This is a genomic window from Streptomyces sp. NPDC026575, assembly GCF_055567415.1.
The window spans coordinates 27,273-52,208 of the sequence record NZ_JBVHQM010000018.1; the positions used below are offsets into that span (position 1 = coordinate 27,273).

At 71.8% G+C, this 24,936-nt stretch carries 19 protein-coding genes; 17 read left to right on the top strand and 2 right to left on the bottom strand.

Annotated elements, in window-relative coordinates:
• Window positions 1–2: 2 nt before the first annotated feature.
• The 7 genes from ACZ4NB_RS24345 to rodA all read left to right on the top strand — a co-directional run bounded on the left by ACZ4NB_RS24345 (window position 3) and on the right by rodA (window position 7,568).
• Complete coding sequence (locus ACZ4NB_RS24345; protein ID WP_467664669.1) at window positions 3–380, top strand: DUF4233 domain-containing protein; 378 nt, start codon at window positions 3–5, stop codon at window positions 378–380.
• 145 nt (window positions 381–525) lie between these two features.
• Window positions 526–939 (top strand): nucleoside-diphosphate kinase, encoded by a 414-nt coding sequence (gene ndk, locus ACZ4NB_RS24350; protein ID WP_384440547.1) that lies wholly within the window; start codon window positions 526–528, stop codon window positions 937–939.
• A 295-nt stretch (window positions 940–1,234) separates the two neighbouring features.
• On the top strand, window positions 1,235–2,254 hold the full coding sequence (locus ACZ4NB_RS24355; RefSeq protein WP_003985182.1) for a rod shape-determining protein: 1,020 nt from the start codon (window positions 1,235–1,237) through the stop codon (window positions 2,252–2,254).
• Between the two features lie 296 nt (window positions 2,255–2,550).
• Window positions 2,551–3,483, top strand: coding sequence for a rod shape-determining protein MreC (gene mreC / locus ACZ4NB_RS24360; protein WP_467664671.1), 933 nt, complete (start codon window positions 2,551–2,553; stop codon window positions 3,481–3,483).
• Window positions 3,484–3,487: 4 nt separating this feature from the next.
• A complete protein-coding gene (gene mreD, locus ACZ4NB_RS24365; protein ID WP_393486881.1) occupies window positions 3,488–4,216 on the top strand; it encodes a rod shape-determining protein MreD in 729 nt (242 codons plus the stop codon).
• Window positions 4,213–6,357, top strand: coding sequence for a penicillin-binding protein 2 (gene mrdA / locus ACZ4NB_RS24370; protein WP_467664673.1), 2,145 nt, complete (start codon window positions 4,213–4,215; stop codon window positions 6,355–6,357). The genes mreD and mrdA overlap by 4 nt, the downstream gene beginning before the upstream one ends.
• Complete coding sequence (gene rodA, locus ACZ4NB_RS24375) at window positions 6,354–7,568, top strand: rod shape-determining protein RodA (protein ID WP_467664675.1); 1,215 nt, start codon at window positions 6,354–6,356, stop codon at window positions 7,566–7,568. The genes mrdA and rodA overlap by 4 nt, the downstream gene beginning before the upstream one ends.
• Window positions 7,569–7,575: 7 nt before the next feature.
• On the opposite strand, the gene ACZ4NB_RS24380 is transcribed toward rodA, so the two are convergent.
• Window positions 7,576–8,046, bottom strand: coding sequence for an ATP-binding protein (locus ACZ4NB_RS24380; protein ID WP_467664677.1), 471 nt, complete (start codon window positions 8,044–8,046; stop codon window positions 7,576–7,578).
• Between the two features lie 184 nt (window positions 8,047–8,230).
• Between ACZ4NB_RS24380 and ACZ4NB_RS24385 the strand changes: the two genes are divergently transcribed.
• From ACZ4NB_RS24385 to obgE, 8 genes are all read left to right on the top strand, one after another.
• On the top strand, window positions 8,231–9,862 hold the full coding sequence (locus ACZ4NB_RS24385) for a CYTH and CHAD domain-containing protein (protein WP_467664679.1): 1,632 nt from the start codon (window positions 8,231–8,233) through the stop codon (window positions 9,860–9,862).
• Between the two features lie 121 nt (window positions 9,863–9,983).
• A complete protein-coding gene (locus tag ACZ4NB_RS24390) occupies window positions 9,984–11,909 on the top strand; it encodes a TIGR03960 family B12-binding radical SAM protein (protein ID WP_467664681.1) in 1,926 nt (641 codons plus the stop codon).
• A gap of 119 nt (window positions 11,910–12,028) precedes the next feature.
• Window positions 12,029–13,306, top strand: a complete 1,278-nt coding sequence (locus tag ACZ4NB_RS24395; protein ID WP_467664683.1) for a hypothetical protein — start codon at window positions 12,029–12,031, stop codon at window positions 13,304–13,306.
• Window positions 13,307–13,354: 48 nt separating this feature from the next.
• Window positions 13,355–14,155 (top strand): TIGR03936 family radical SAM-associated protein, encoded by an 801-nt coding sequence (locus ACZ4NB_RS24400; RefSeq protein WP_467664685.1) that lies wholly within the window; start codon window positions 13,355–13,357, stop codon window positions 14,153–14,155.
• Between the two features lie 219 nt (window positions 14,156–14,374).
• Window positions 14,375–17,926 carry an Rne/Rng family ribonuclease gene (locus tag ACZ4NB_RS24405; RefSeq protein WP_467664687.1) on the top strand — a complete coding sequence of 1,184 codons (3,552 nt, stop codon included), beginning with the start codon at window positions 14,375–14,377 and terminating at the stop codon, window positions 17,924–17,926.
• A gap of 237 nt (window positions 17,927–18,163) precedes the next feature.
• Window positions 18,164–18,484 carry a 50S ribosomal protein L21 gene (gene rplU / locus ACZ4NB_RS24410; RefSeq protein ID WP_384440515.1) on the top strand — a complete coding sequence of 107 codons (321 nt, stop codon included), beginning with the start codon at window positions 18,164–18,166 and terminating at the stop codon, window positions 18,482–18,484.
• A gap of 14 nt (window positions 18,485–18,498) precedes the next feature.
• Window positions 18,499–18,756, top strand: a complete 258-nt coding sequence (gene rpmA / locus ACZ4NB_RS24415) for a 50S ribosomal protein L27 (RefSeq protein ID WP_384440512.1) — start codon at window positions 18,499–18,501, stop codon at window positions 18,754–18,756.
• 168 nt (window positions 18,757–18,924) lie between these two features.
• Window positions 18,925–20,361: a GTPase ObgE gene (obgE, locus tag ACZ4NB_RS24420; protein ID WP_467664689.1), complete on the top strand. Its 1,437-nt coding sequence runs from the start codon at window positions 18,925–18,927 to the stop codon at window positions 20,359–20,361.
• Between the two features lie 106 nt (window positions 20,362–20,467).
• Here obgE and ACZ4NB_RS24425 read toward each other — a convergent pair whose 3' ends face one another.
• Complete coding sequence (locus ACZ4NB_RS24425) at window positions 20,468–22,555, bottom strand: hypothetical protein (RefSeq protein ID WP_467664691.1); 2,088 nt, start codon at window positions 22,553–22,555, stop codon at window positions 20,468–20,470.
• A gap of 449 nt (window positions 22,556–23,004) precedes the next feature.
• Here ACZ4NB_RS24425 and proB point away from each other — a divergent pair, with 449 nt between their 5' ends.
• Window positions 23,005–24,162: a glutamate 5-kinase gene (gene proB, locus ACZ4NB_RS24430; RefSeq protein WP_467664885.1), complete on the top strand. Its 1,158-nt coding sequence runs from the start codon at window positions 23,005–23,007 to the stop codon at window positions 24,160–24,162.
• 250 nt (window positions 24,163–24,412) lie between these two features.
• Window positions 24,413–24,910, top strand: coding sequence for a hypothetical protein (locus ACZ4NB_RS24435; protein WP_467664693.1), 498 nt, complete (start codon window positions 24,413–24,415; stop codon window positions 24,908–24,910).
• Window positions 24,911–24,936 lie beyond the last annotated feature (26 nt).

Genomic DNA, 24,936 nt, shown 5'->3' on the forward strand with positions numbered 1-24,936 from the left:
CCATGCGCACGCTGTGTGCCAGCACCCTGATAGGCGAGTTCTTCGTGATCGGCTTCGCCGGCCTGGTCGCGATGCAGCTGACCGATCTGCCGACGGCCACGATCTGGACGGTCAGCGGGGTCGCGATGGGCTTGAGCCTCCTGCTGTGCGGGATGCTGACCCGCCCCGGCGGCGTCCAGCTCGGCTGGGTGCTGCAGATCGCCCTGATCGCCAGCGGCTTCGTCGTCCCGACGATGTTCTTCCTCGGCGCGGTCTTCGCGGCCCTGTGGTGGGCGTCGGTCCACTTCGGCCGCAAGATCGACGAGGCGAAGGCCCGTTGGGCCGCCCAGGCCGAGGCCGCGGGCGACTCGGCGGGGGAGCCGGTGGGCGGGGCGGCCTGACCAGGCCGGGCGGGTGTCCCGGCGCCGGCCGGGGACAGCCCCTCGGCGCCTCGTCAGGGGCCGGGGGCTGGGCCGCGAAGCGCCATGTCACCCATGTAGCCTCAAGTCACCCGCTGACCGCCGTTCACATCCAGGGAGTCCTTTCGTGAGCCAGCGCACCCTCGTCCTCCTCAAGCCCGACGCCGTCAAGCGCGGTCTGATCGGCGAGATCATCGGCCGGATCGAGAAGAAGGCCGGCTGGACGATCAGCGCGCTGGAGCTGCGCAGCCTGGACCGCGAGCTGCTGGAGCAGCACTACGCCGAGCACGTCGGCAAGCCGTTCTACGAGCCCCTCGTCGCCTTCATGTCCTCGGGACCGGTCGTCTCGCTGGTCGTCGAGGGCGAGCGGGTGATCGAAGGCGTACGGGCGCTGGCCGGTCCGACTGACCCGATTGCCGCGCCGAGTGGGTCCATTCGTGGGGACTTCGGAACGATCACCCGAGAGAATCTGATCCATGCGTCGGATTCCGAAGAGTCCGCCGAGCGCGAGATCAAGATTTTCTTCCCCGGGATTTCCTGACGCTTCATCAGCTGTAAACCCCCCGTGACCAGGGGCGACCGACAAAATCATCGGTCGCCCTTTGGTGTATGAGACTCGATCGGGGGAACGCATCACCCCGACACGACGTCACCATTAAGGGGGGCGGGTGCGTGTACGGCTGACAATGGCGGAACAGCCTCCCGACGTGTTCGAGTGGGCGCACTACGAACTACGATGGAGGCTTCCGCGCCTCAACAGCGCATCACCTCCTGCCGACCTCCAGTAAGCATTCGCTCCAGTTGGGAAGGCCAGACGTATCCTCATGGGGAACAACATGTCGTTCATCGGCCGTGACATGGCTGTCGACCTCGGGACCGCCAACACGCTGGTGTACGTCAGGGGCCGTGGAATCGTCCTCAACGAGCCGTCGGTCGTGGCCATCAACACCAACACCGGCGGCATCCTCGCGGTGGGTGCCGAGGCCAAGAAGATGATCGGGCGCACACCCGGCAACATCGTCGCCGTACGGCCCCTGAAGGACGGCGTGATCGCCGACTTCGAGATCACCGAGCGGATGCTCCGCTACTTCATCCTCAAGATCCACAAGCGCCGCTATCTGGCGCGGCCCCGGGTCGTGGTGTGCGTTCCCTCCGGCATCACGGGAGTTGAGCGCCGCGCGGTCATCGAGGCGTCGACCCAGGCCGGCGCCCGCCAGGTGCACATCATCGAGGAGCCGATGGCCGCCGCGATCGGCTCCGGCCTGCCGGTCCACGAGGCCACCGGCAACATGGTGGTGGACATCGGCGGCGGCACGACCGAGGTCGCGGTCATCTCGCTCGGCGGCATCGTCACCGCCCAGTCCATCCGGGTGGCCGGCGACGAGCTCGACAACGCGATCATCCAGCACATCAAGAAGGAGTACAGCCTTCTGCTGGGCGAGCGCACCGCCGAGAGCATCAAGATCACCATCGGTTCGGCCTACGACCTGGAACAGGACGAGCACACCGAGATCCGCGGCCGCGACCTGGTCTCCGGGCTGCCCAAGACCGTCGTCATCTCGGCCGCCGAGGTCCGCAAGGCCATCGAGGAGCCGGTCAACTCCATCGTCGACGCGGTCAAGACGACCCTCGACAAGTGCCCGCCGGAGCTGTCCGGCGACGTGATGGACCGCGGCATCGTGCTCACCGGAGGCGGCGCCCTGCTCCGCGGCCTCGACGAGCGGCTGCGCCGCGAGACCGGCATGCCCATCCACATCGCCGAGGACCCGCTCGACTCCGTCGCGCTCGGTTCCGGCAAGTGCGTCGAGGAGTTCGAGGCCCTCCAGCAGGTCCTCGACTCCCAGCCCCGCAGGTAGAAGAGCGCGCGGCCCGACCGCGCGGCGAGCGCCCTGCGGCGTCCGCGGCGGTCGGGCGGCATGGCGAGAGCAGCCGGTTCGCCCGGTGGAGCGCGGTCACCCGCCGCCGGTGCGGAACGTCGATACGAATCGGTGCTGCGAATCGTTGATATACAGGCACAACATCTCGACAGACACGGTGTGCTGACGCTCCACCCATCGCCACCGTCACATCAAGGCACAACGCTCAACTCCCGAACGAGACCGGCGGGGCCCGCAGCCGGCCGGTCCTACGAGGAAGGACACGGCCGCCGCACGTGAGGGACACACGAGAGAGCCGGCTGCTGCTGGTGCTGTTGGTCGCGATCGCGTTCGCGCTGATCACGGTCGATATCCGCGGCGGCGAACAGTCCCCGCTCGATGGCGCCCGGCAAGCCGCGGCCTCCGCCTTCGGCCCCGTCGAGAGCGGTGTGGCCCGCGTCGTCGACCCGGTCGGCAACGCCGTCGGCGCCGTACGGGACTCCGGCACCCGGCACAACCGGATCACCAAGCTGGAGCACGAGAACGAGGCGCTGAAGGCCAAGCTCGGCTCCTCCGACCGCAACCGCAGCCGCGCCGCCGAGCTCGACAAGATCCTCAAGACCGCGGGCACCGGCCAGTACGCCATCAAGGGCGCCCAGGTCATCGCCATCGGCTCGGCCCAGGGCTTCTCCTGGACCATCACCATCGACGCCGGCAGCCGCGACGGCATCGCCCGCGATATGACCGTGCTCAACGGCGACGGCCTGGTCGGCCGGGTCACCACGGTCGGCGCCGACACCTCCACGGTGCTGCTGGCCGCCGACCCCGACTTCACCGTCGGCACCCGCATGGAGAAGACCAACGAGATCGGCTTCGCCAACGGGCAGGGCGTCCGCTCGCTGCGCGTCCAGCTCCTCAACGGCAAGGCCACGGTCCGCAAGGGCGACCGGCTGGTCACCTTCGGCTCCAGCCGGGACAAGCCGTTCGTGCCCGGTGTGCCCGTGGGCCGGGTCGTCAAGGTCGAGCCGTCCAACGGCGATCTGACCCGCACCCTCCAGGTCCGGCCGTTCGTCTCCTTCTCCCAGCTCGACATCGTCGGCATCGTCGTCCAGCCGCCCCGCCAGGACCCGCGCGACACCGTTCTGCCGCCTCGGCCTGCGAAGCCCAAGCCGGCCCCGACGGTCACCGTCACGGCCACCCCCTCCGCGAGCGCCTCTCCCAGGAGCTGAACCGATGCGCCTCAACCGGATCCTGCTCTCGGCCCCGCTGGTGGTCGTCGCCCTCGTCATCCAGGTCACCATCCTCGCCCGGCTCCAACTGCCGGGGGCCGTACCGGACCTGATGCTGCTCGTCGTCCTCGGGCTCGCGCTGGTCTACGGCCATGTCGGCGGCTCGCTCGTCGGCTTCTTCGCCGGACTGCTGGCCGACCTCGCCCCGCCCTCCGACCACGCCATCGGCCGCTATGCGCTGGTGCTCTGCATCATCGGCTATGTCGCGGGGCTGACCAGACCGGACAACGGCCAGCACCGCTCGGCGACGCTGCCGCTGGTGGTCGTGATCGGCGCCGCCATCGGCTCGACGCTGATGTACGCCGCCGTCGGCTCGCTCGTCGGCGACACCGCCGCCCGGCACGTCGGCATCCTCGGACTGCTGCTCAGTGCCACGCTCTACGACCTGCTGCTGGCGCCCTTCATCGTGCCGCTGGTGATGGCGCTGGCCCGCAGGACGGAGCCCGAACCGCTGGTCGGCGACGGCTCCGGCAGCCCGAACGGCACGGCGGGCGGCCGCGACTCCGGATACGGCTGGCTCACCACCGGCACCGGGCTCAAGGCCAGCCGCGGCGCCATGAAGTCCATCAAGTCCGTGCGCACGGGGGCACGCATCGGCAGCCAGCGCGGCGGACTGCTCGGCAAGTCGGCCCGCGACAAGGTGGGCCGCATCAAGGGGGTCAAGCGTCTGTGACAAACCTTCCAGAGAGCCGGACCTCCCGTATCACGGTCCGGCTCATCGCCCTCCAGATCCTGGTCTTCTCCCTGCTGCTGACCCTCGGCGGCCGGCTGTGGTACCTGCAGATCCGCAACGGCGAGGAGTACGCCAACGAGGCCCGCAGCAACCACGTCCAGCAGGTCGTCGATCCCGCCACCCGCGGCTCCATCCTCGACGCCCGCGGGGTGCCGCTGGCCGACAACCAGACCCGTCTGGTCGTCTCCGCCAGCCGTACCGACCTGCTGAAGATGAAGGACGACGGCAAGGCCGTGCTCGGCCGGCTCGCCAAGGTGCTCGGCATGACCGAGCAGGAGATCCGCAACAAGGTCCGGCTGTGCGACTCCAAGACGCCGCAGCCCTGCTGGAACGGCTCGCCGTACCAGCCGATCCCGATCACCGACGAGGCCACCACCCAGCAGGCCCTGCAGATCCGTGAGCGCTCCGAGGAGTTCCCCGGCATCATCGCCGAGCCCACCGCGGTCCGCCGCTACGCCGCCCCCGGCGACGCCAACACCGCCCAGGTCCTCGGCTACCTCTCCCCGGTGACCGACGAGGAGATCAACAAGGCCAAGAACACCAGCTCGCCGTTCCTGCGCTCGGACCAGATCGGCCGTTCCGGCCTGGAGCGGCAGTACGACGACTACCTGCGCGGCAAGGCCGCCGTCACCCGCTACGAGGTCGACAACCTCGGCCGGGTCATCGGCCAGGCCAAGAGCGACAAGGGCCAGGCCGGTTCGAGCGTCGTCACCAGCATCGACGCCCGTGTGCAGGCCATAGCGGAGAAGCAGCTGGACCAGGCCATGAAGGACGCCCGCCAGCAGGTGGACCGCAACACCGGCACCAACTACAAGGCCGACTCGGGCGCCGTGGTCGTGATGGAGGCCAAGACCGGCCGGGTGGTGGCGATGGCCTCCAACCCCACCTACGACCCCAACGCCTGGGTCGGCGGGATCTCCGGCAAGGACTACGCCCGCCTGACCGGCAAGAAGTCCAACTACCCGCTGCTCAACCGCGCCATCCAGGGCCAGGCCGCGCCCGGCTCGATCTTCAAGGTCATCTCGACCGCGGCCTCGGTCAACGCCGGCTACGACTTCAACGGCCACTACCCCTGCACCAGCTCGTACAGCATCGGCGGCCAGGTCTTCAAGAACTTCGAGTCGCAGAGCCACGGCGACATCAGCCTCGGCCGGGCCCTGGAGGTCTCCTGCGACACCGTCTTCTACAAGCTCTCGCACGACGAGTGGAAGAAGGACGGCGGGGACAAGCCGAAGAAGGACGCCAAGAACTGGTTCTACAAGACCGCCCACCAGTTCGGCCTCGGCAAGGAGACCGGCATCGACCTCCCCAACGAGGTCACCGGCCGGGTCCCCGACCGCAAGTGGAAGCACGACTTCTGGATGGCCAACAAGGCCGGTTGGTGCGAGCAGGCCAAGGCATGGCCGAAGAAGAAGGACTTCGGCACCAAGCTCGCCCGTGAGGGCTGCCTCGAAGGCATGAAGCTGCACGCCTACGACTCGATCAACTACGCCATCGGACAGGGCGACACCCTGGTCACCCCGATCCAGATGGCGACCATCTACGCGGCGATCAGCAACGGCGGCACGCTGCACGACCCGACCGTCGGCAAGGCCATCATCAGCCCCGACGGCAAGCACATCCAGCGGGTCCGCCCCCGGTCGCACGGCACGCTGCCGGTGACCCGCAAGACGCTGGCGCAGATGGACGGCGCCCTCGCCGGCGTCGCCACCCGCGGTACCGCCGCCTGGCGGTTCGGCGGCTGGCCGCAGGACAAGATCCCGATGCACGCCAAGACCGGTACGGCCGAGGTCTACGGCAAGCAGACGACCTCGTGGTTCGCGACGTACACCAAGGACTACGCGATCGTGATGACGATCTCCCAGGGCGGTACGGGTTCCGGCGCCTCCGGCCCGGCCGTGCGCAACATCTACAACGCCCTGTACGGGGTCGACGAGAAGGGCGGCATCAACTCCAAGGCCGCCCTGCTGCCGAAGCCGCAGGGCTCGCTGCCCAAGATCGAGAGCGATGGCACGATCGAGGCCCCGCCGATCAAGCCGTACGTCCTGCCGTCGCCGTCACCCTCGGGGAGCCCACAGTGACGACCAGCCACACCTCCCGGGCGTTCTCCATCCGGCGCTACACCCCCGAGCTCGGCACCTGGGGCAAGCTGACGGCGCGCGACTCGGTGCTGCGCAAGCTGGACTGGATACTGCTGCTGTCCTGTCTGGCGCTGTCGCTCATCGGCTCGCTGCTGGTCTACTCCGCCACCCGCAACCGCACCGAGCTCAACAAGGGCGACGAGTACTACTTCTTCCTGCACCACCTGCTCAACCTGGGCATCGGCCTGGCGCTGGCCGCCGGCACGATCTGGCTGGGCCATCGCACCCTGCGCGGCGCGGTCCCGGTGCTCTACGCCCTGTCGGTCGTCCTGGCGCTGCTGGTGCTGACCCCGCTGGGCGCCACCATCAACGGCTCGCGTTCCTGGCTGGCGATCCCCGGCGGCTTCTCGCTCCAGCCCGCCGAGTTCGCCAAGATCACCATCTCGCTCGGTATGGCGATGATCCTGGCGTCCCGGGTCGACGCCGGCGACCGCCCGCACCCCGACCACCGGACCGTCGTCCAGGCCCTGCTCATGGCCGCCGTCCCCGTCGTCGTCATCATGCTGATGCCCGACCTCGGCTCGGTCATGGTGCTCGGCGCCGTCATCCTCGGCGTGCTGCTCGCCTCCGGCGCCTCCAACCGCTGGATCCTGGGGCTGGTGGGCACGGGCGTCGTCGGCTGTGTCGCCATCTGGCAGCTCGGTCTGCTCGACGCCTACCAGATCGCCCGGTTCGCCGCGTTCGCCAACCCGAGCCTGGACCCGGCCGGCGTCGGCTACAACACCAACCAGGCCCGGATCGCGATCGGCGGCGGCGGGCTGACCGGCTCCGGCCTCTTCCACGGCAGCCAGACCACCGGCCAGTTCGTCCCCGAGCAGCAGACGGACTTCATCTTCACCGTCGCCGGCGAGGAGCTGGGCTTCCTGGGCGCGGGCCTGATCATCCTGCTGCTGGGCATCGTCATGTGGCGCGCCTGCCGGATCGCCCGCGAGTCCACCGAGCTCTACGGCACGGTCGTGGCCGCCGGCATCATCGCGTGGTTCGCCTTCCAGTCCTTCGAGAACATCGGCATGACGCTCGGCATCATGCCCGTGACGGGGCTGCCGCTGCCGTTCGTCTCCTACGGCGGCACTTCGATGTTCGCGGTCTGGATCGCCATAGGGCTGCTGCAGTCGATCCGGGTCGGGCGGCCCCTGTCGGCGTCCCGGTGACGCTGCGTCATCGCCGCCCGTAGAGCTCGAACCACAGGGAGGTGGACCGCGGCACCCCCGCATACGGCGTGGTGCCCCAGTCGTCGGCGAGGTGGCCGGTGAGCAGCAGACCGAGATCGGCCTGCGGCTCACCGGCCACCGCCGGCGCGGCGGCTTCCGGCGCGATGGCCTGCGCCGGAAGCCGGAGCGGTGCCTCGTCGTGGACGCTGATCCGTAGCCCGTGCTCGGCCGCCAGCACCCGCACCAGGATCTCCGCCGACCGGGGTGTGCGCAGGTGGGAGCTGGTGACCGCCTCCGAGGTGAGGAGTACGGCGGTGTCGAGCAGCGGCGCGAGCGGGGTGCTGCGCAGCACCGCCCGGACGAAGCCGCGGGCGAGCCCCGGGGCGGTGGGTCTGCTCGGCGCCGCCAGCAGGAACGGGCGGGCGCCCGCCGCGACGCGGATGGGTGTCCGGGCGGCGGCTGCGGTGTGGGGGTGCACGGGTGTCTCCCTCCCCGGAGGGCCGAGTGAGCGCCGATTGCCACGCTGTGTGGGAATTCCGTGACACACCGTAAGTCACTGCCCGCGGCGTGTGCCACCCGCATTTGCGGATCCTTGACATCCCGGCGGCGGGCCCCGGGCACGGTGGGTGGTCCTCGATGGGGCCGGTGACTAGATTCGATGCATGGCGGACACCGTGCGGGAGATCGAGCGGAAGTACGAGGCCGACGACGACATCCAGCTGCCCGACCTGACCGGCGTCGACCAGGTCGCGGGCGTGGCGGAACAGGGCACCGAGGCCCTGGACGCCCTCTACTACGACACCGCCGACCAGCGCCTGGCCGCGGACGGCATCACCCTGCGGCGGCGCACCGGCGGCCGGGACGCGGGCTGGCATCTGAAGCTGCCGGTCGCGCCAGGGGTGCGGGACGAGGTGCGGGCGCCGCTGTCCGACGCACCGCCCGCGGAGCTGACCGCGCTCGTACGGTCGCGGGTGCTGGAGCGCGAGCTGGTCCCCGTCGTACGGCTGCGGACCCGGCGCACGGTCCTGGTGCTGCACGACGCCGCGGGCGCGCCGCTCGCCGAGGTGGCCCAGGACGAGGTGCGGGCGCACCGGGCGGACGAGGCCGCGGCGGCGGGCCAGGAGCCCGCGGAGGCGCGCTGGCGGGAGATCGAGGTGGAGCTGACCGGGGGCGGTGGCGAGGACGCCGGGCTGCTGGACGAGATCGGCCGGGCGCTGGCCGCGGCCGGTGTGCGCCCCGCCTCGTCGGCGTCGAAGCTGGCCAGGGCGCTGGCCGAGACGGGGCCGCGGCCCGCCCGGCCCTCGAAGAACGGCGCCAAGGGCTCCGGCGGGAAGGCCGAGAAGGGCGGGAAGGGCAAGAGGGGCGGGAGGGGCAAGAGGGGCGGGAAGGGCAAGAAGGCCGAGCAGGGCGGCACCGCCGGGGACGTCGTGCTGCGCTATGTCCGCGCGCAGGTGCGGGCGATGGTCGAGCTCGATCCGGCGGTACGGCGCGACCTGCCCGACGCGGTGCACCAGATGCGGGTCGCCACCCGCCGGCTGCGCAGCGCCTTCCGCTCGTACACCAAGGTCCTCGACCGCGCCGTCACGCAGCCGATCGGCGTCGAACTCAAGTGGCTGGCCGCGGAGTTGGGCGTGGACCGGGACCGCGAGGTGCTGACCGAGCGGCTGTACGGCGCGCTGGCCGAGGTGCCCCGCACGCTGCGGCTCGGCCCGGTCGCGGCCCGGCTGCGCATCTGGTCGCAGCGGCGCCGGGCCGGCTCCCGCAAGCAGCTGCTCGCCGTATTGGACGGGGGCCGCTACCTCGCGCTCCTGAAGACCCTCGACGCCCTCCTGGAGGCGCCGCCCCTGCTCCGGGCCGGTGCCGACCCCGCGCCCGAAGTGGTGGCCCGGGCCGTGCTGAAGGACTACCGGCGGCTGTCGCGCCGGATGGAGGCCGCGCTGGCCGCTCCCGCCGGGCAGGAGCGGGACGAGGCGCTGCACGGTGCCCGCAAGGCGGCGAAGCGGACCCGTTACGCGGCCGAGGCGGCCCGCCCGGCGCTCGGCCGCCCGGCGAAGAAGTTCGCCAAGCGCACCAAGCGCCTGCAGCAGCTCCTGGGCGACCACCAGGACAGCGTGGTGGCCCGCGGTGCGCTGCGCGAGCTGGCGACCCAGGCGCAGCGCGCCGGCGAGGGCGGCTTCACCTTCGGCCTGCTCCACGGCCGCGAGGAGGCCCTGGCCGCGGACCGGGAGCGGGAGCTGCCGGCGGTGTGGGCGAAGGTCTCGCGGCCCAGGCACCGGGCCGCGCTCCGGCCGTGACGCCGCCCTCACGGGGTGCGTACGGGGCGGTCTGACCTGCGGGAAGCGACGCGTCAAGGGTTGGCCGCCGAGCACGTTAGGCTTGAGGGTCACCCCTGCCCGCTGATGAAAGATCACCACGATGCCTGTCGAGTCGGTCTTCCCGCGCCTGGAGGCCCTCCTCCCGCACGTGCAGAAGCCCATCCAGTACGTCGGCGGCGAGCTGAACTCCACCGTCAAGGACTGGGACTCCTGTGACGTCCGCTGGTCGCTCATGTACCCGGACGCGTACGAGGTCGGCCTGCCCAACCAGGGCGTCATGATCCTCTACGAGGTCCTCAACGAGCGGGAGGGCGTGCTGGCCGAGCGCACGTACAGCGTCTGGCCGGACCTCGAAGCGCTGATGCGCGAGCACGACGTCCCGCAGTTCACCGTCGATGCCCACCGCCCGGTGAGCGCCTTCGACGTGCTCGGCGTCTCCTTCTCCACCGAGCTGGGCTACACCAACCTGCTCACCGCGCTGGACCTGGCCGGCATCCCCCTGGAGGCCAAGGACCGCACGGAGGACCACCCGCTGATCCTCGCCGGCGGCCACGCCGCCTTCAACCCCGAGCCGATCGCGGACTTCCTGGACTGCGCGGTGGTCGGCGACGGCGAGCAGGCCGTGCTGGAGATCACCGAGATCATCCGCGCCTGGAAGGCCGAGGGCCGCCCGGGCGGGCGCGACGAGCTGCTCTTCCGCCTCGCGAAGACCGGCAGCGTCTACGTCCCCAAGTTCTACGACGTCGAGTACCTCGCCGACGGCCGCATCTCCCGTGTCGTGCCGAACCGCTCCGGCGTCCCGTGGCGGGTGTCCAAGCACACCGTCATGGACCTGGACGAGTGGCCCTACCCCAAGCAGCCCCTCGTCCCCCTGGCCGAGACCGTCCACGAGCGGATGTCGGTCGAGATCTTCCGTGGCTGCACCCGCGGCTGCCGCTTCTGCCAGGCCGGCATGATCACGCGCCCCGTACGGGAGCGAAGCATCACCGGCATCGGCGAGATGGTGGACAAGGGCCTGAAGGCCACGGGATTCGAGGAGGTCGGCCTGCTGTCGCTGTCCTCCGCGGACCACACCGAGATCGGCGATATCGCGAAGGGGCTCGCCGACCGGTACGAGGAAGACAAGATCGGTCTGTCGCTGCCGTCGACCCGCGTCGACGCCTTCAACATCGATCTTGCCAACGAGCTGACGCGCAACGGCCGTCGCTCGGGTCTGACCTTCGCGCCGGAGGGCGGCAGCGAGCGGATCCGCAAGGTCATCAACAAGATGGTCTCGGAAGAGGACCTGATCCGGACCGTCTCCACCGCCTACGGCAACGGCTGGCGGCAGGTGAAGCTGTACTTCATGTGCGGTCTGCCGACCGAGACCGACGAGGACGTGCTCCAGATCGGCGACATGGCCGTGAACGTCATCGCCGAGGGCCGCAAGGTCTCCGGTCAGAACGACATCCGCTGCACGGTCTCCATCGGCGGCTTCGTCCCCAAGCCGCACACGCCGTTCCAGTGGGCGCCGCAGCTGTCGGCGGAGGAGACGGACGCCCGTCTCGAAAAGCTCCGCGACAAGATCCGCGGCGACAAGAAGTACGGCCGCTCCATCGGCTTCCGCTACCACGACGGCAAGCCCGGCATCGTCGAGGGCCTGCTCTCGCGCGGTGACCGCCGCGTCGGCGCGGTCATCCGCGCCGTCTACGAGGGCGGCGGCCGCTTCGACGGCTGGCGCGAGCACTTCTCCTACGACCGCTGGATGAAGGCCGCGGAGGAGACGCTGCCCGCGTTCGGCGTGGACGTCGCCTGGTACACGACCCGCGAGCGCACGTACGAGGAGGTCCTGCCCTGGGACCACCTGGACTCCGGTCTGGACAAGGACTGGCTCTGGGAGGACTGGCAGGACGCCCTGGACGAGACCGAGGTCGACGACTGCCGCTGGACCCCGTGCTTCGACTGCGGCGTCTGCCCCCAGATGGACACCTCCATCCAGATCGGTCCCACGGGCAAGAAGCTGCTGCCCCTGTCGGTCGTCAAGTAGCGCCGCGCGCAAGCGCCTTCGGCCCGGCCCCGCACCCGCGGTGGCCGGGCCGTTGCGTGTTCGCGGACAATGCGGGGTGGGAACGGCACCGCAGGGAAGCGAACGAGGGGGAAGGCCGCATGGGGGCCATCGACGGGGGACGGCGCGACGATCTCGACGCCGTGTCGCTGGACAAGGACCGGCGCGCGCCCGACCGGTACGAGCCGGGGGAGGGGTGCCTGACCACGGTGGTGCGCATCCCGGTGCGGATCGTGATGCTGGTGCTCGTGGTGCCGGTGCGACTGGTGTGGGACGCCCTGGTCGTCTGCGCCAAGGCCGTCGACCGCGCGCTGCTGCGCCCTTGCGGCCGCGGCCTGGCATGGCTGTGGTGCACCCTCGTCATCACCCCGCTGGCCTGGACGGGACGCACCCTCATCGCCGCCCCGCTGGCCTGGCTGTGGCGGTGCGTGATCGCGCCCCTGGGGCTGGGCACCACGGCCGCGGTGGCGTGGCTGGTGCGGTATCTGCTCGTGGTGCCGGTCCAGTGGCTGTACACGTCCGTGCTGGCGCCGGTGGGGCGGGGCATCGCGGCGGCGGTGGCGTGGCTGGTGCGGTATCTGCTCGTGGTGCCCGCCCAGTGGCTGCACACCTACGTCCTCACCCCCGTCGGGCAGGGAATCGCCTGGCTGGTGCGGGCGTTGGGCGCGGGATCGCGCTGGCTGGGCAAGGCGTTGTTCGTCTGGCCGTGGGCGGCGTTGTGGCGGTATGCGGTGGCGCCGGTGGGGCGGGGGATCGCGGCGGCGGTGGCGTGGCTGGTGCGGTACCTGGTCGTGGTGCCCGCCCAGTGGCTCCACGCGTACGTCCTCACCCCCGTCGGGCACGGGATCGCCTGGCTGGTCCGGGGCATCGGTACGGCCCTCGCCGCGCTCGTTCGATGGATCCTGGTGGTGCCCGCCGTCGCCCTTTGGCGGTATGTGCTGCAGCCGGTCGGCCGGGCGCTGGCGGCCGCGGTGACCGTGGTCTGCCGGGAGATCGGCGACGGGCTCGGGCACTGCTGGCGGGCCGCCGGATTCGTCTCCCGCGCCGTCGGCCGGTTCCTCGGCCGGCTGCTGCGCTGGATCTTCGTCGAACCGTTCCGCTGGACCTACCGCACGGTGCTGACGCCGCTCGGGCACGGCATCCGCGACGGCGTCTGGCGACCGGTCCGGCGGGCCCTGCGCGACGCCGGGCGGGCCACCCGCCAGGCGATCGGCGCCGCCCGGGAGTCCGTGCGGCAGACCCGCAAGGAGATCAGGCGGGCCCTGTTCGGCGGGTCCGCGCAGCCGCGGCGGGCCGAGGCCGTGCCGCCCCTCCGGGAACCAGGAGCGCCCGGGACACGTACTCTTGGTAGCAGTACGACCGCACTCACGAAGGACTGAGCGACACTGGGCAAGCGACAGCCCGAAGGCCCGCCGCCCGCACCGGCGGTGCAGCGCATCCGACTGCGCTACACCAAGCGCGGCCGCCTCCGGTTCACCAGCCACCGCGACTTCCAGCGCGCTTTCGAGCGGGCGCTGCGCCGCGCCGAGGTCCCGATGGCCTACTCGGCGGGCTTCACCCCGCACCCCAAGGTGTCGTACGCCAACGCCGCCCCCACCGGCACGGGCAGCGAGGCCGAGTATCTGGAGATCCAGCTCGCCGAGCGGCGCGATCCGCATCAGCTCCGCGAACTGCTCGACGAGTCGCTGCCGACCGGCCTCGACGTGATCGACTCGGTCGAGGCGCACACCAGCGGCCTGGCCGACCGGCTCCAGGCCTCGGTGTGGGAGATCCGGCTCGACGGGGTCGAGGTCGAGGAGGCCCGGCGCGCCGCCGAGGCGTTCCTCGCCGCCGACGAGGTGCTCGTCGAGCGCCGCACGAAGAACGGCATGCGGACGTTCGACGCACGGGCCGCGGTGGCACGGCTGGAAGCGACCGGTCACGAGGGCGATAGGCCCGACGGCAATGCCTGTGCGATACTGCGGCTGGTTGTTCGGCATGTGACACCCGCCGTTCGACCCGACGACGTCCTGTCCGGCCTCCGAGCTACGGCCGACCTGGCGCCGCCGGTCCCCGCTGCGGTGACCAGGCTGGCGCAGGGGCTGCTCGATGAGGAGGCCGGCGCGGTGACTGACCCGCTAGCGCCCGACCGCGACGCTGCCACGGCCGCCCCTGACACGGCCGCCGCGCAGAGTGCCGCGAAGGCGCCGAGTGGGGCCTCCCCGGGAGCCGGGGAAGGTACTGCGTAGGACCGCCGTCGTCGCGTCGCCGATCAGCCAGGGAGCCACCCCGGTCCGGCAGACGCACTGACCAGGAGACTTTCGCCGGTCCCTGCCTACGGGGCCCGGCGAGCGAGACGACAGCTCCCGTGCGGCGCCCACGCCCCGGACTGCGGGACCGCGCTCATTACGCGGACCGCTACCGGAATCAGGCGCGGCGCCCGGGAGCGTGACGGGAGAACCGCCCGCATGCTCGAGCCCATTGAGCCCACCGAATCCACGCCGTCCCAGGACCGTGGAGTCGAGGACAACCACTCACCCAGCGACACGCTGCCGCCGCGCCGCAGGCGCCGTGCGGCCTCCCGGCCGGCCGGTCCGCCGACGTCCGGCGGCGCCGCCGAGAGCGCGGTGCTGAGCACCGAGACCGCCGCCGCGGCCGCCGATCCGGCTCCCGCCGAGGAGCCCGCCGCGACCGCGGTCACCACCGGCGACGCGGCCAAGCCGGCCCGTACGCGCCGCCGCGCGACCCGCAAGGCCACCGCCCCGGCCGGGGCCCCGCAGCCGGCCGCCGCCGAGGAGACCGAGACCCCGGCCCCCGTAGAGGAGCCCGCGGCCGCCGAGGCGCCCGCCGAGGCCCCGCAGACCGAGGACGCCGCACCGCGCCGTACGCGCCGCCGTGCCACCCGTAAGGCCACCGCGCCCGCCGGTGCGCCGCAGGTCGAGGCCGCCGTGGAGCCGGTGGTGGCCGAGGCGCCCGCGCCTGCTGCCCCGGTTGCCGAGGAGGAGGCCCCGGCGGTTGCCGCCGAGGAGACCAAGCCGGCCCGTACGCGCCGCCGTGCCACCCGTAAGGCCACCGCGCCCGCCGGCGCGCCCCAGGTGACCGAGGAAGCCGAGGCCGAGGAGGCACCGGTGGCCGAGGCCCCGGCCCCCGTCGCCGAGCCCGCCGAGGCCCCCCGCCGCCGTACCCGCCGCCGCGCCGCCGAGCCGGCCGCCGAGGCGCCCCGTGCGGAGGAGGAGCCTGTCCAGGAGGGGCCGGTGCGCGGCCGCCGCCGGGCGCAGCGGCCGCCGACGGCCGTCTTCCAGGCACCGGTCTTCGCCGAGCCGATGTTCCAGACCCCGGAGAGCGCGGCCGTCGCCCATGCCGCGGCCCGCCAGGAGGAGCCCGTCGCCGAGGAGGTGCCGGAGGAGCAGCCCGCCGCCGGCGCGCGCCGGCGCCGCCGCCGTGGCGCCCCGGCCGAGCCCGAGCAGGTCGCCGTCGCCCCGGCCGAGGAGCCGGAGGCCGAGGAAGAGGCCGAGCCGGAGACCGAGCCGGGCGAGTTCGCCCACGACGAGGACGAGTCGGCCGAGCGTCCCTCGCGCCGTCGCCGCCGCGGTGGCCGTCGCCGCCGCCGTGGTGAGACCGCCGAGGGCGCCGAGGAGCAGCCCGCCGAGGGCGCCGAAGCCGAGACCGAGGCCGAGGAGGCCGAGGAGCACGCCGAGCTTCCGGAGGAGGAGGCCGAGGAGCAGTCGGCCGGCGGCTCCAGCAGCAGCCGTCGCCGCCGCCGTCGCCGCCGTCGCAGCGGTGACGCCGCCGAGGCCGAGGCCGGCCACGCCGACGACCCGGAGCGCACGGTCGTCAAGGTCCGCGAGCCCCGCAAGAAGGAGGAGGGCACCGGCGCCGACGAGGTGCAGTCGATCAAGGGGTCGACGCGCCTGGAGGCCAAGAAGCAGCGCCGCCGCGAGGGCCGCGAGCAGGGCCGCCGCCGGGTGCCGATCATCACCGAGGCGGAGTTCCTCGCCCGCCGCGAGGCCGTCGAGCGGGTGATGGTCGTCCGCCAGAGCGGCGAGCGCACCCAGATCGGCGTCCTTGAGGACAACGTGCTCGTGGAGCACTTCGTCAACAAGGAGCAGGCGACCTCGTACGTCGGCAACGTCTACCTCGGCAAGGTGCAGAACGTGCTGCCGTCGATGGAGGCCGCCTTCGTCGACATCGGCAAGGGCCGCAACGCCGTGCTGTACGCCGGCGAGGTCAACTTCGAGGCGCTGGGCATGGCCAACGGCCCCCGCCGGATCGAGTCCGCGCTGAAGTCCGGCCAGTCGGTGCTGGTGCAGGTCACCAAGGACCCGATCGGCCACAAGGGCGCGCGGCTGACCAGCCAGGTCTCGCTGCCCGGCCGCTACCTGGTCTACGTGCCCGAGGGCTCGATGACCGGCATCAGCCGCAAGCTCCCCGACACCGAGCGGGCGCGTCTGAAGCAGATCCTCAAGAAGATCGTCCCCGAGGACGCGGGCGTCATCGTCCGTACGGCCGCCGAGGGCGCGAGCGAGGACGAGCTGGCGCGCGACGTCCAGCGGCTGCAGGCGCAGTGGGAGGAGATCCAGAAGAAGGCCAAGACCTCCTCGACCAGCTCCCCCTCGCTGCTCTACGGCGAGCCGGACATGACCGTCCGGGTCGTCCGCGACATCTTCAACGAGGACTTCTCCAAGGTCATCGTCAGCGGTGACGACGCCTGGCAGACCATCCACGGCTATGTCTCGCACGTCGCCCCCGACCTCGTCGACCGGCTGCAGAAGTGGACCTCGGACGTCGACGTCTTCGCGACGTACCGCATCGACGAGCAGCTGATGAAGGCGCTGGACCGCAAGGTCTGGCTGCCCAGCGGCGGTTCGCTGGTGATCGACCGGACCGAGGCGATGGTCGTGGTCGACGTCAACACCGGCAAGTTCACCGGCCAGGGCGGCAACCTGGAGGAGACGGTCACCAGGAACAACCTGGAGGCGGCCGAGGAGATCGTGCGCCAGCTGCGGCTGCGCGACCTCGGCGGCATCATCGTGATCGACTTCATCGACATGGTGCTGGAGTCCAACCGGGACCTGGTGCTGCGGCGCCTGCTGGAGTGCCTGGGCCGGGACCGGACGAAGCACCAGGTGGCCGAGGTCACCTCGCTGGGTCTGGTGCAGATGACCCGCAAGCGGGTCGGCCAGGGCCTGCTGGAGTCCTTCTCCGAGTCGTGTGTGCACTGCAACGGCCGCGGCGTGATCGTCCACATGGACCAGCCGACGACGGCCGGCGGTGGCGGCAAGCGCAAGAAGAAGGGCAAGGCCGCGCAGGTCGAGCCGCATGTCCACGAGGTCGAGGCGGCCGAGCCGACGCCGGACGGCGGCGCCCCGGAGCTGGAGCCCGCCGCCGTGACGGAGGCCGAGCTGCAGCCCGCGGTGGCCGACGCCGAGGAGTGGTTCAGCAGCCCGGCCGAGGCCGAGGCGGCCGCCGGACGCGGCCGTGGCCGCCGCCGGGTGAGCCGGAAGGTGTCCGCTCCGGCGGGCGCCCCCAAGGCCGCCGAGGAGGCCGCCGCGATCGTGCTGCCGGCCGAGCCGGTGGCGGAGCCGGTGACGGAGCCCGAGGCGGCTGCGGAGCCGGTCGCCGAGGCACCGGCCGCGGAGCCCGCGCCGGCCCGTCCGCGCCGTCGGGTGACCCGTAAGGTGACCGCCCCGGCGGGCTCGCCGGAGGTGTCCGGCGACTCCGCGGCGACCGTCGTGATCACGGCGCCGGCCGCCGAGGAGCCGGCCGTGGCAGCGGAGCCCGCCGAGGCCGAGCCGGAGGCGGCGCCCGCGGCCAAGAAGACCGCGAAGAAGGCGGCGGCGAAGAAGACCACCACCGCCAAGAAGACCGCGGCGAAGAAGACCACGGCCAAGAAGGCGACGGCGAAGAAGACCACCACCGCCAAGAAGGCCACGGCCAAGAAGACCGCCACCAAGAAGGCGACGACGAAGAAGGCGGCGGCCAAGAAGACCGCGGCCGCCGAGCAGTCCTCCGTGGCGTAAGCGGAGGGCTGAGCAAGCCGGACCGCGCCCCGGGTCGTCAGCGGCCCGGGGCCGGTTTGACCCTCTGGTCAAGGCCCCGTAATCTTGACCGTCGGTGTCTGTGACACCAAACCCCTGAGCAAACACCTCTCGGTCCGCCGAGGGAGGCCGCTCGTCCACTCGGATTCCACGGGCCGTCCCGAGCCCGTGTGAGCGGCTGGCATCAGAGGATCCGTTCCTAGCGAAAGAGAGTTCCGCGTGTACGCGATCGTGCGCACCGGCGGACGCCAGCAGAAGGTTGCTGTTGGCGACGTCATCGAGGTTGACCGCATTTCCACCAGCAAGGTCGGCGACACCGTCGAGCTCTCCACGCTGCTGGTCGTCGACGGTGACTCGGTCACCAGCGACCCGTGGGTCCTGGCCGGCGTGAAGGTCCAGGGCGAGGTCGTGGACCACCACAAGGGCAACAAGATCCGGATCCAGAAGTACAAGAACAAGACCGGTTACAAGAAGCGGATCGGCCACCGCCAGCTCCACACGGCGCTGAAGATCACCGGCATCGACGCTCCGGCGAAGTAAGGGACTGAGGAGACATGGCACACAAGAAGGGCGCATCGTCCACTCGGAACGGTCGCGATTCCAATGCTCAGCGGCTCGGCGTGAAGCGCTTCGGCGGTCAGGCCGTCCTCGCCGGTGAGATCCTGGTCCGCCAGCGTGGCACCCACTTCCACCCGGGCGCGGGCGTCGGCCGCGGTGGCGACGACACGCTGTTCGCCCTGCAGTCCGGTGCGGTGCAGTTCGGCACCCACCGCGGCCGCAAGGTCGTGAACATCGTCCCGGTCGCCGAGTAATCTCGGCCCGGACGTCAGCGCACGTCAGAGCATCACTCCGAGGGCGGACCGCCTTTTCCCGCAGGAGCGGGAAGGCCGGTCCGCCCTTGGCGTGTTACCACAGAGACATCCGCGGAGTACCGCGACAGCTATCCCGCTTTTCCCGCAGTTATCTGGAGGCACCCACCCATGACCACCTTCGTGGACCGCGTCGAGCTGCACGTCGCCGCGGGTAACGGAGGCCACGGCTGCGCCTCCGTACACCGGGAGAAGTTCAAGCCGCTCGGCGGCCCGGACGGCGGCAACGGCGGCCGTGGCGGCGATGTGATCCTGGTCGTCGACCAGGACGTCACGACCCTCCTCGACTACCACCACCACCCGCACCGCAAGGCCACCAACGGCCAGCCCGGCGCGGGCGACAACCGCGAGGGCAAGAACGGCCAGGACCTGGTCCTGCCGGTGCCGGACGGCACGGTCGTGCTCGACAAGAACGGCGAGGTCCTCGCCGACCTGGTCGGCCAGGGCACCACCTTCGTCGCGGGCCAGGGCGGCCGCGGCGGCCTGGGCAACGCCGCGCTCGCCTCCGCCCGCCGCAAGGCCCCCGGCTTCGCGCTGCTGGGCGAGCCGGGCGAGGCCCGCGACATCGTGCTGGAGCTGAAGACCGTCGCCGACGTCGCGCTGGTCGGCTACCCGAGCGCGGGCAAGTCGTCGCTGATCTCGGTGCTCTCCGCCGCCAAGCCGAAGATCGCCGACTACCCCTTCACCACCCTGGTGCCCAACCTCGGCGTGGTGACGGCCGGCTCGACGGTCTACACGATCGCGGACGTCCCGGGCCTGATCCCGGGCGCCAGCCAGGGCAAGGGCCTGGGCCTGGAGTTCCTGCGCCATGTCGAGCGCTGCGAGGTGCTGGTGCACGTCCTGGACACCGCGACCCTGGAGTCGCACCGCGACCCGCTCTCCGACCTCGACGTCATCGAGGAGGAGCTGGCCCAGTACGGCGGTCTGGAGAACCGGCCGCGGGTGGTCGTCCTCAACAAGGTGGACATCCCCGACGGCAAGGACCTGGCCGACATGATCCGGCCCGACCTGGAGGAGCGCGGCTACCGCGTCTTCGAGGTCTCGGCCGTCGCCCACCAGGGCCTCAAGGAACTGTCCTACGCCCTCGCCGGCATCGTCGCCAAGGCCCGCGCCGCCAAGCCGGTGCAGGAGGCCACCCGTATCGTCATCCGGCCGAAGGCCGTGGACGACGCGGGCTTCACGATCACGCAGGAGGGCGAGGGCTTCTTCCGCGTGCGCGGCGAGAAGCCCGAGCGCTGGGTGCGCCAGACCGACTTCAACAACGACGAGGCGGTCGGCTATCTGGCCGACCGGCTCAACCGCCTCGGCGTCGAGGCCGCGCTGCTCAAGGCGGGCGCCAAGGCCATGGACGGCGTGGCGATCGGCCCCGAGGACAACGCCGTCGTCTTCGACTGGGAGCCGACCATGGCCGCCGGCGCGGAGATGCTGGGCCGCCGCGGCGAGGACCACCGCTTCGACGCGCCGCGCCCGGCCGCGACCCGCCGCCGCGACCGCGACGCGGAGCGGGACGAGGCCACCGAGGAGTACGAGGGCTTCCGGCCCTTCTAGGCCGCGCGCCTGGACGGCAAAGAGTCGGGCCCCGGGAGGATCTCCTCCCGGGGCCCGACTCTTTGTTCAGGACCGTCGCCCGAGGCCGCAGGCGGCCCGCTGAGGGCTAGACGGCCGCGGCGGCGTCCGAGGCGCCACTGGTCTCGCGTTCGGCCGTCTCGGAGGCGTCCACGTCCTCCTGCGAGCGCTGCCCGGGGATTCCGGACAGCCGGCTCTCCATCCGGATGCGGCGCTCGTCGGCCTTCGCGCACAGCGCCTGCGCGGCCTGGTTGAAGCGGACCGAGGACGGCGGGTCCGACGGGCCCAGCAGATGCTCCTTGAGCTCGGCGCGCTCCGCGGCGAGGGTGTCCAGCTCCGGGTTGCGGACCGCGGCGAGCAGGGCCTGCACCTCGTCCGCCTCGGGGGTGAGGATCGTGGCCGCCCGGACGGTCGGGAAGTTCGCCCGGAAGTCGGCCTCGCTCATGCCCGAGGTGTTGGCGACCGCGTACGGCTTCTCGCTGGTCAGGTAGTCGGAGACGACGCTGGAGACATCGCTGATCAGCACGTCCGCCTGGTTGAAGCAGTCGAAGATGCCGGGGCGGGCGGTGGTGATGATGCGGTGCTCCCACTCGGGGAAGGAGTTCCAGTACGCCTCCACCCAGGCGGCGCCCGCGGCCTCCACGGCGGCCGCGCGGCCCTCCTCGGGGGTGCCCTGCAGCCGCATCCGCTCCAGCTCGTCCGCGCTCTTGCGGAACGCCGAGGTGGTGAGCGCGTTCAGCTCCTCGGTGCGGCGGGCCAGCTCGGCGGCGGCCTCGGGGCCGGGCCGGGCGCCGCTGCGGCGGCCGTTGGCCTCCTCGATCATCGCCTGGATCCGGACGTTGGCGGCGCCCGCGCGCGGGTCCACCGAACCGGTCATCGGGTGCGGCTTGTACAGCAGCCGCACACCGTCGTCGGCGAGCAGCTCGCGGACGATGTTCTCACCGGCCAGGATCACCGAGGTGTTGCCCGGGTTGCCGTCCCAGCCCTCCCAGGTCGGGGCGTACAGCACGGTGGTCAGCCGGCCGGCCGGGGCGCCCGCGTAGGGCCGGATCGGCGCCAGCTGCGGGCGGCCGACCTCGATGACGTCCTTGTCCTCGACGCCGATGTCGGCGAGCTGGTAGCGGTCGCGGGCCGCCGGGCCCGCCACCCACACCTCGTCGTACGCCTTGGCGTACGGGTTGCAGGAGGAGAGCTTGTCGCTCTCGCCGTGGTTGGTGAAGGCGTGCTTGATGGACGGGATGCGCAGGATCTGCGAGGTCTTGCCGGAGTTCGCCGGGTGCAGCAGCATCTTGAGCGTGGAGTGCTCCAGGCGCATCAGGTTGGCGACCTTGGGGATGCACACGATCGGGACGTCCGTGGCGTCGATCTTCTGCACCATGAAGCGCTCGCGGAGCACGATGATCGGGTTGCCGTCCAGGGAGGCCAGCGTGCTCAGCCACATGTTGGCCTGGTAGGCGGAGGAGGAACCGCCGGAGAAGTACATACCGACGGTCGGCTGGTACTCGGCCAGCCAGTTGTCCAGCCACTCCAGCGCCTGCCGCTCACCGGCCACCCGCTTCTTGGGCAGCAGCCAGGTGCCCAGGTAGAGCGTGCCGCCGGCGGACAGCGCCAGCGAGACCGCCAGGCCGATGCCGCCCCAGTAGGCGTCCGTGGTGATGGCGGTGAGCATCATGCCGATCGTGGTGGGCACCGAGAAGCGCAGCAGCCGCCGGCCCGTCTGGCGGGAGAGGATCCGCGGCGGTGCGTCGCACAGGCGCAGCGCGCTCGCGTCGATGTTGCGGGTCACGAACGGCAGGCTGCGGGTCCTGCGGACCAGCACCGCGACCGCTTGGCACACGAAGTGGGTGCCGTAGAAGAGCAGCAGCGTGATGGTGAGCGGCGCCTGCTCCTCCAGGGGGTTGATGCCGTCGATGTGCAGCAGGCCGACCAGTATCAGCATGTCGCGCAGCAACTGGCGCACCGTGACGTCGAACCGGATCCGGCCCAGCACGGCGAGCAGGCCGGGCTGCTTGTGCTGGAGGACCAGGTCCAGACCCAGGTTGACCACGGACGCGACGATGAACAGCGGGACGATGGGCAGCAGCGCACCGACCAGCTGGGCGATGAACGCGACCATCATCACGAAGAGGGCCGCGAGCTGTACGGCTCGGCGGGGAACGATTCCGGCGGAAGGCACGGGGGAGGGCTCCTGGCAGCAAGAGGTCAGGGGGGAGGCCGAGGGGGGCGGCCGGGTCCCGCGCTGCGACGCCGCCGGAGCGGCGAAACGGGACCGATGGACACCCGACCGTATGACCTCGTTGGCCTTGGTGACAATCTGCTGTGGCTCTCATCACCGCGAAAGCGGATCAATCGAACGCAACCTCTTGGCCTCGGCGTCCGTCTTAGGAAAAACACTGTGGGGTGGGGCACACAGGGGGCCGTGCGGCCCCGTGCGCCCCCACAGGAGCCGCGGTGGACTCCGGCCGGCCGTCTCGCGGGACGTCCGCCAGGCGATATCGGGACGCGCCCGCGGGCCGTACTGCCGTAGATTGCGCCCGTAGGGACGTCGCGCGGGCACCGGTCAGGAATACCCGTACGGCGGCGGCATCAGCAAGCACAGGGGTACGCAGGGTGGCAGGCGCGAGCATGGACGAAGGGGCGGCCCGGAAGGCCACGGTCAAGGGGGGCGGTGGCCCGCGCGAAGGCGTGGCGGACGCCCGCCGGATCGTGGTGAAGGTCGGCTCGTCGTCGCTGACCACGGCCGCCGGGGGACTGGACGCGGACCGTGTGGACGCGCTGGTGGACGTCCTGGCCAAGCATCAGGACAAGGAGATCGTGCTGGTCTCCTCCGGCGCCATCGCGGCCGGCCTGGCCCCGCTGGGCCTGGAGAGGCGGCCCCGCGACCTGGCCCGTCAGCAGGCCGCCGCCAGCGTCGGCCAGGGCCTGCTGGTCGCCCGCTACACGGCGTCCTTCGCCCGCTACGGCCGCCGCGTCGGGCAGGTCCTGCTGACCTCGGACGACACCAGCCGCCGGGCCCACTACCGCAACGCCTACCGGACCCTGGACCAGCTGCTGGCCATGGGCGCGGTGCCGATCGTCAACGAGAACGACACGGTCGCCACCGACGAGATCCGCTTCGGCGACAACGACCGGCTGGCCGCGCTGGTCGCCCACCTCGTCCGCGCCGACCTGCTGATCCTGCTCTCCGACGTGGACGGCCTCTACGACGGCGACCCGTCCACCCCCGGTACCTCGCGGATAGCGGAGGTGCGCGGGCCCAAGGACCTGGAGGGCATCTCCATCGGCAGCGCGGGCAAGGCCGGCGTCGGCACCGGCGGGATGGTCACCAAGGTCGAGGCGGCCCGGATCGCGGCCGCGGCCGGCATCCCGGTGGTCCTGACCTCCGCCGTGCACGCCGCGGACGCGCTGGCCGGCGGCGAGACCGGCACCCACTTCCTGCGCACCGGCCGGCGCTCCGCCAACCGGCTGCTGTGGCTCGCGCACGCCTCCACACCGCGCGGTGCCCTCGTCCTCGACGACGGGGCGGTGCGGGCCGTCGTCGAGCGGCACTCCTCGCTGCTGCCGGCCGGAATCGCCTCCGTGGAGGGCGAGTTCTCCGCCGGCGACCCGGTCGAGCTGCGCGACGGCGAGGGCCGCGCGGTGGCTCGCGGGCTCGTCAATTTCGACGCCAGGGAAATCCCCCGTTTGATGGGACGTTCGACCCGCGATCTCGCCCGCGAGCTGGGCCCCGCCTACGAGCGGGAGGTCGTCCACCGCGACGATCTGGTGCTGCTGCACCACTGACGACGCCCGACAGGCCCGGCCGCCGCCGCGAGGGGAGGAACACCGCCCCCAAGCGGAGCGCGGACCGGCCTTTCCACGGAGACCTTGGCGAAAACGCCCCCGCGGCGGCCCGCGGGCTGGTCAACTTTGTTGTGGGGGTGCCGCGGGGGACCGGCGCCCGCAGAGCGCAAGCGCACACGCCGAAGTACGACCGCACCAATCGGCTCCGCACCCCCGAGGGCGGAGCGATTCGCATCACAGGAGGCCGCCGGTGAGACGAGGGCGCCCGGGGGCACTGCCCCGAGGGACGGCGGAGCGGACGCTGACCAGCGTCGAAACCGGCGAGGTCGGCGACCGGTCGGACGACGACGAGCGGGCGGAGCGGAAGCGGACGGCGCGGCCGGCCCCGGAGGGCGAGCGCCGCGAGGCATCCCGCCTGTGGCACATCACCCTCAGCGTCTCGGGCGCCGAGGCCCCGCTCAAGGAGGTCCGGCGGGGCCTGGAACAGCTCGCCCACGATCATCCCTTCCTGCTGACCAGCCGCTACGCCAACGATCACGCCGAGATCCGCTACTGGGAGGAGGCCCGTGATCTGCACGACGCCGCGGCGGTCGCACTGCGCCTGTGGGGCGAGCACCGCTCGACCGCCAAGCTGCCGCCGTGGGAGATCGTCGGCCTGGAGGTCATCGACCGCGAGACCTACCAGCAGCGCATCGCCGAGGGCTACGGCCTGCCGCCGGCCTCACCGGTCGGCGTCCACCCCTTCTGACCATCGGGCGGGCCGTCCCGCGCTGT

Excerpts from the sequence above, each read along its gene's own strand:
- rpmA (WP_384440512.1), top strand. The coding sequence starts at position 18,499 with ATGGCACACAAGAAGGGCGCATCGTCCACTCGGAACGGTCGCGATTCC.
- ACZ4NB_RS24390 (WP_467664681.1), top strand. The coding sequence starts at position 9,984 with ATGCCTGTCGAGTCGGTCTTCCCGCGCCTGGAGGCCCTCCTCCCGCAC.
- obgE (WP_467664689.1), top strand. The coding sequence starts at position 18,925 with ATGACCACCTTCGTGGACCGCGTCGAGCTGCACGTCGCCGCGGGTAAC.
- ACZ4NB_RS24385 (WP_467664679.1), top strand. The coding sequence starts at position 8,231 with ATGGCGGACACCGTGCGGGAGATCGAGCGGAAGTACGAGGCCGACGAC.
- proB (WP_467664885.1), top strand. The coding sequence starts at position 23,005 with ATGGACGAAGGGGCGGCCCGGAAGGCCACGGTCAAGGGGGGCGGTGGC.
- ACZ4NB_RS24345 (WP_467664669.1), top strand. The coding sequence starts at position 3 with ATGCGCACGCTGTGTGCCAGCACCCTGATAGGCGAGTTCTTCGTGATC.
- ACZ4NB_RS24355 (WP_003985182.1), top strand. The coding sequence starts at position 1,235 with ATGTCGTTCATCGGCCGTGACATGGCTGTCGACCTCGGGACCGCCAAC.
- ACZ4NB_RS24405 (WP_467664687.1), top strand. The coding sequence starts at position 14,375 with ATGCTCGAGCCCATTGAGCCCACCGAATCCACGCCGTCCCAGGACCGT.
- mreD (WP_393486881.1), top strand. The coding sequence starts at position 3,488 with ATGCGCCTCAACCGGATCCTGCTCTCGGCCCCGCTGGTGGTCGTCGCC.
- ACZ4NB_RS24395 (WP_467664683.1), top strand. The coding sequence starts at position 12,029 with ATGGGGGCCATCGACGGGGGACGGCGCGACGATCTCGACGCCGTGTCG.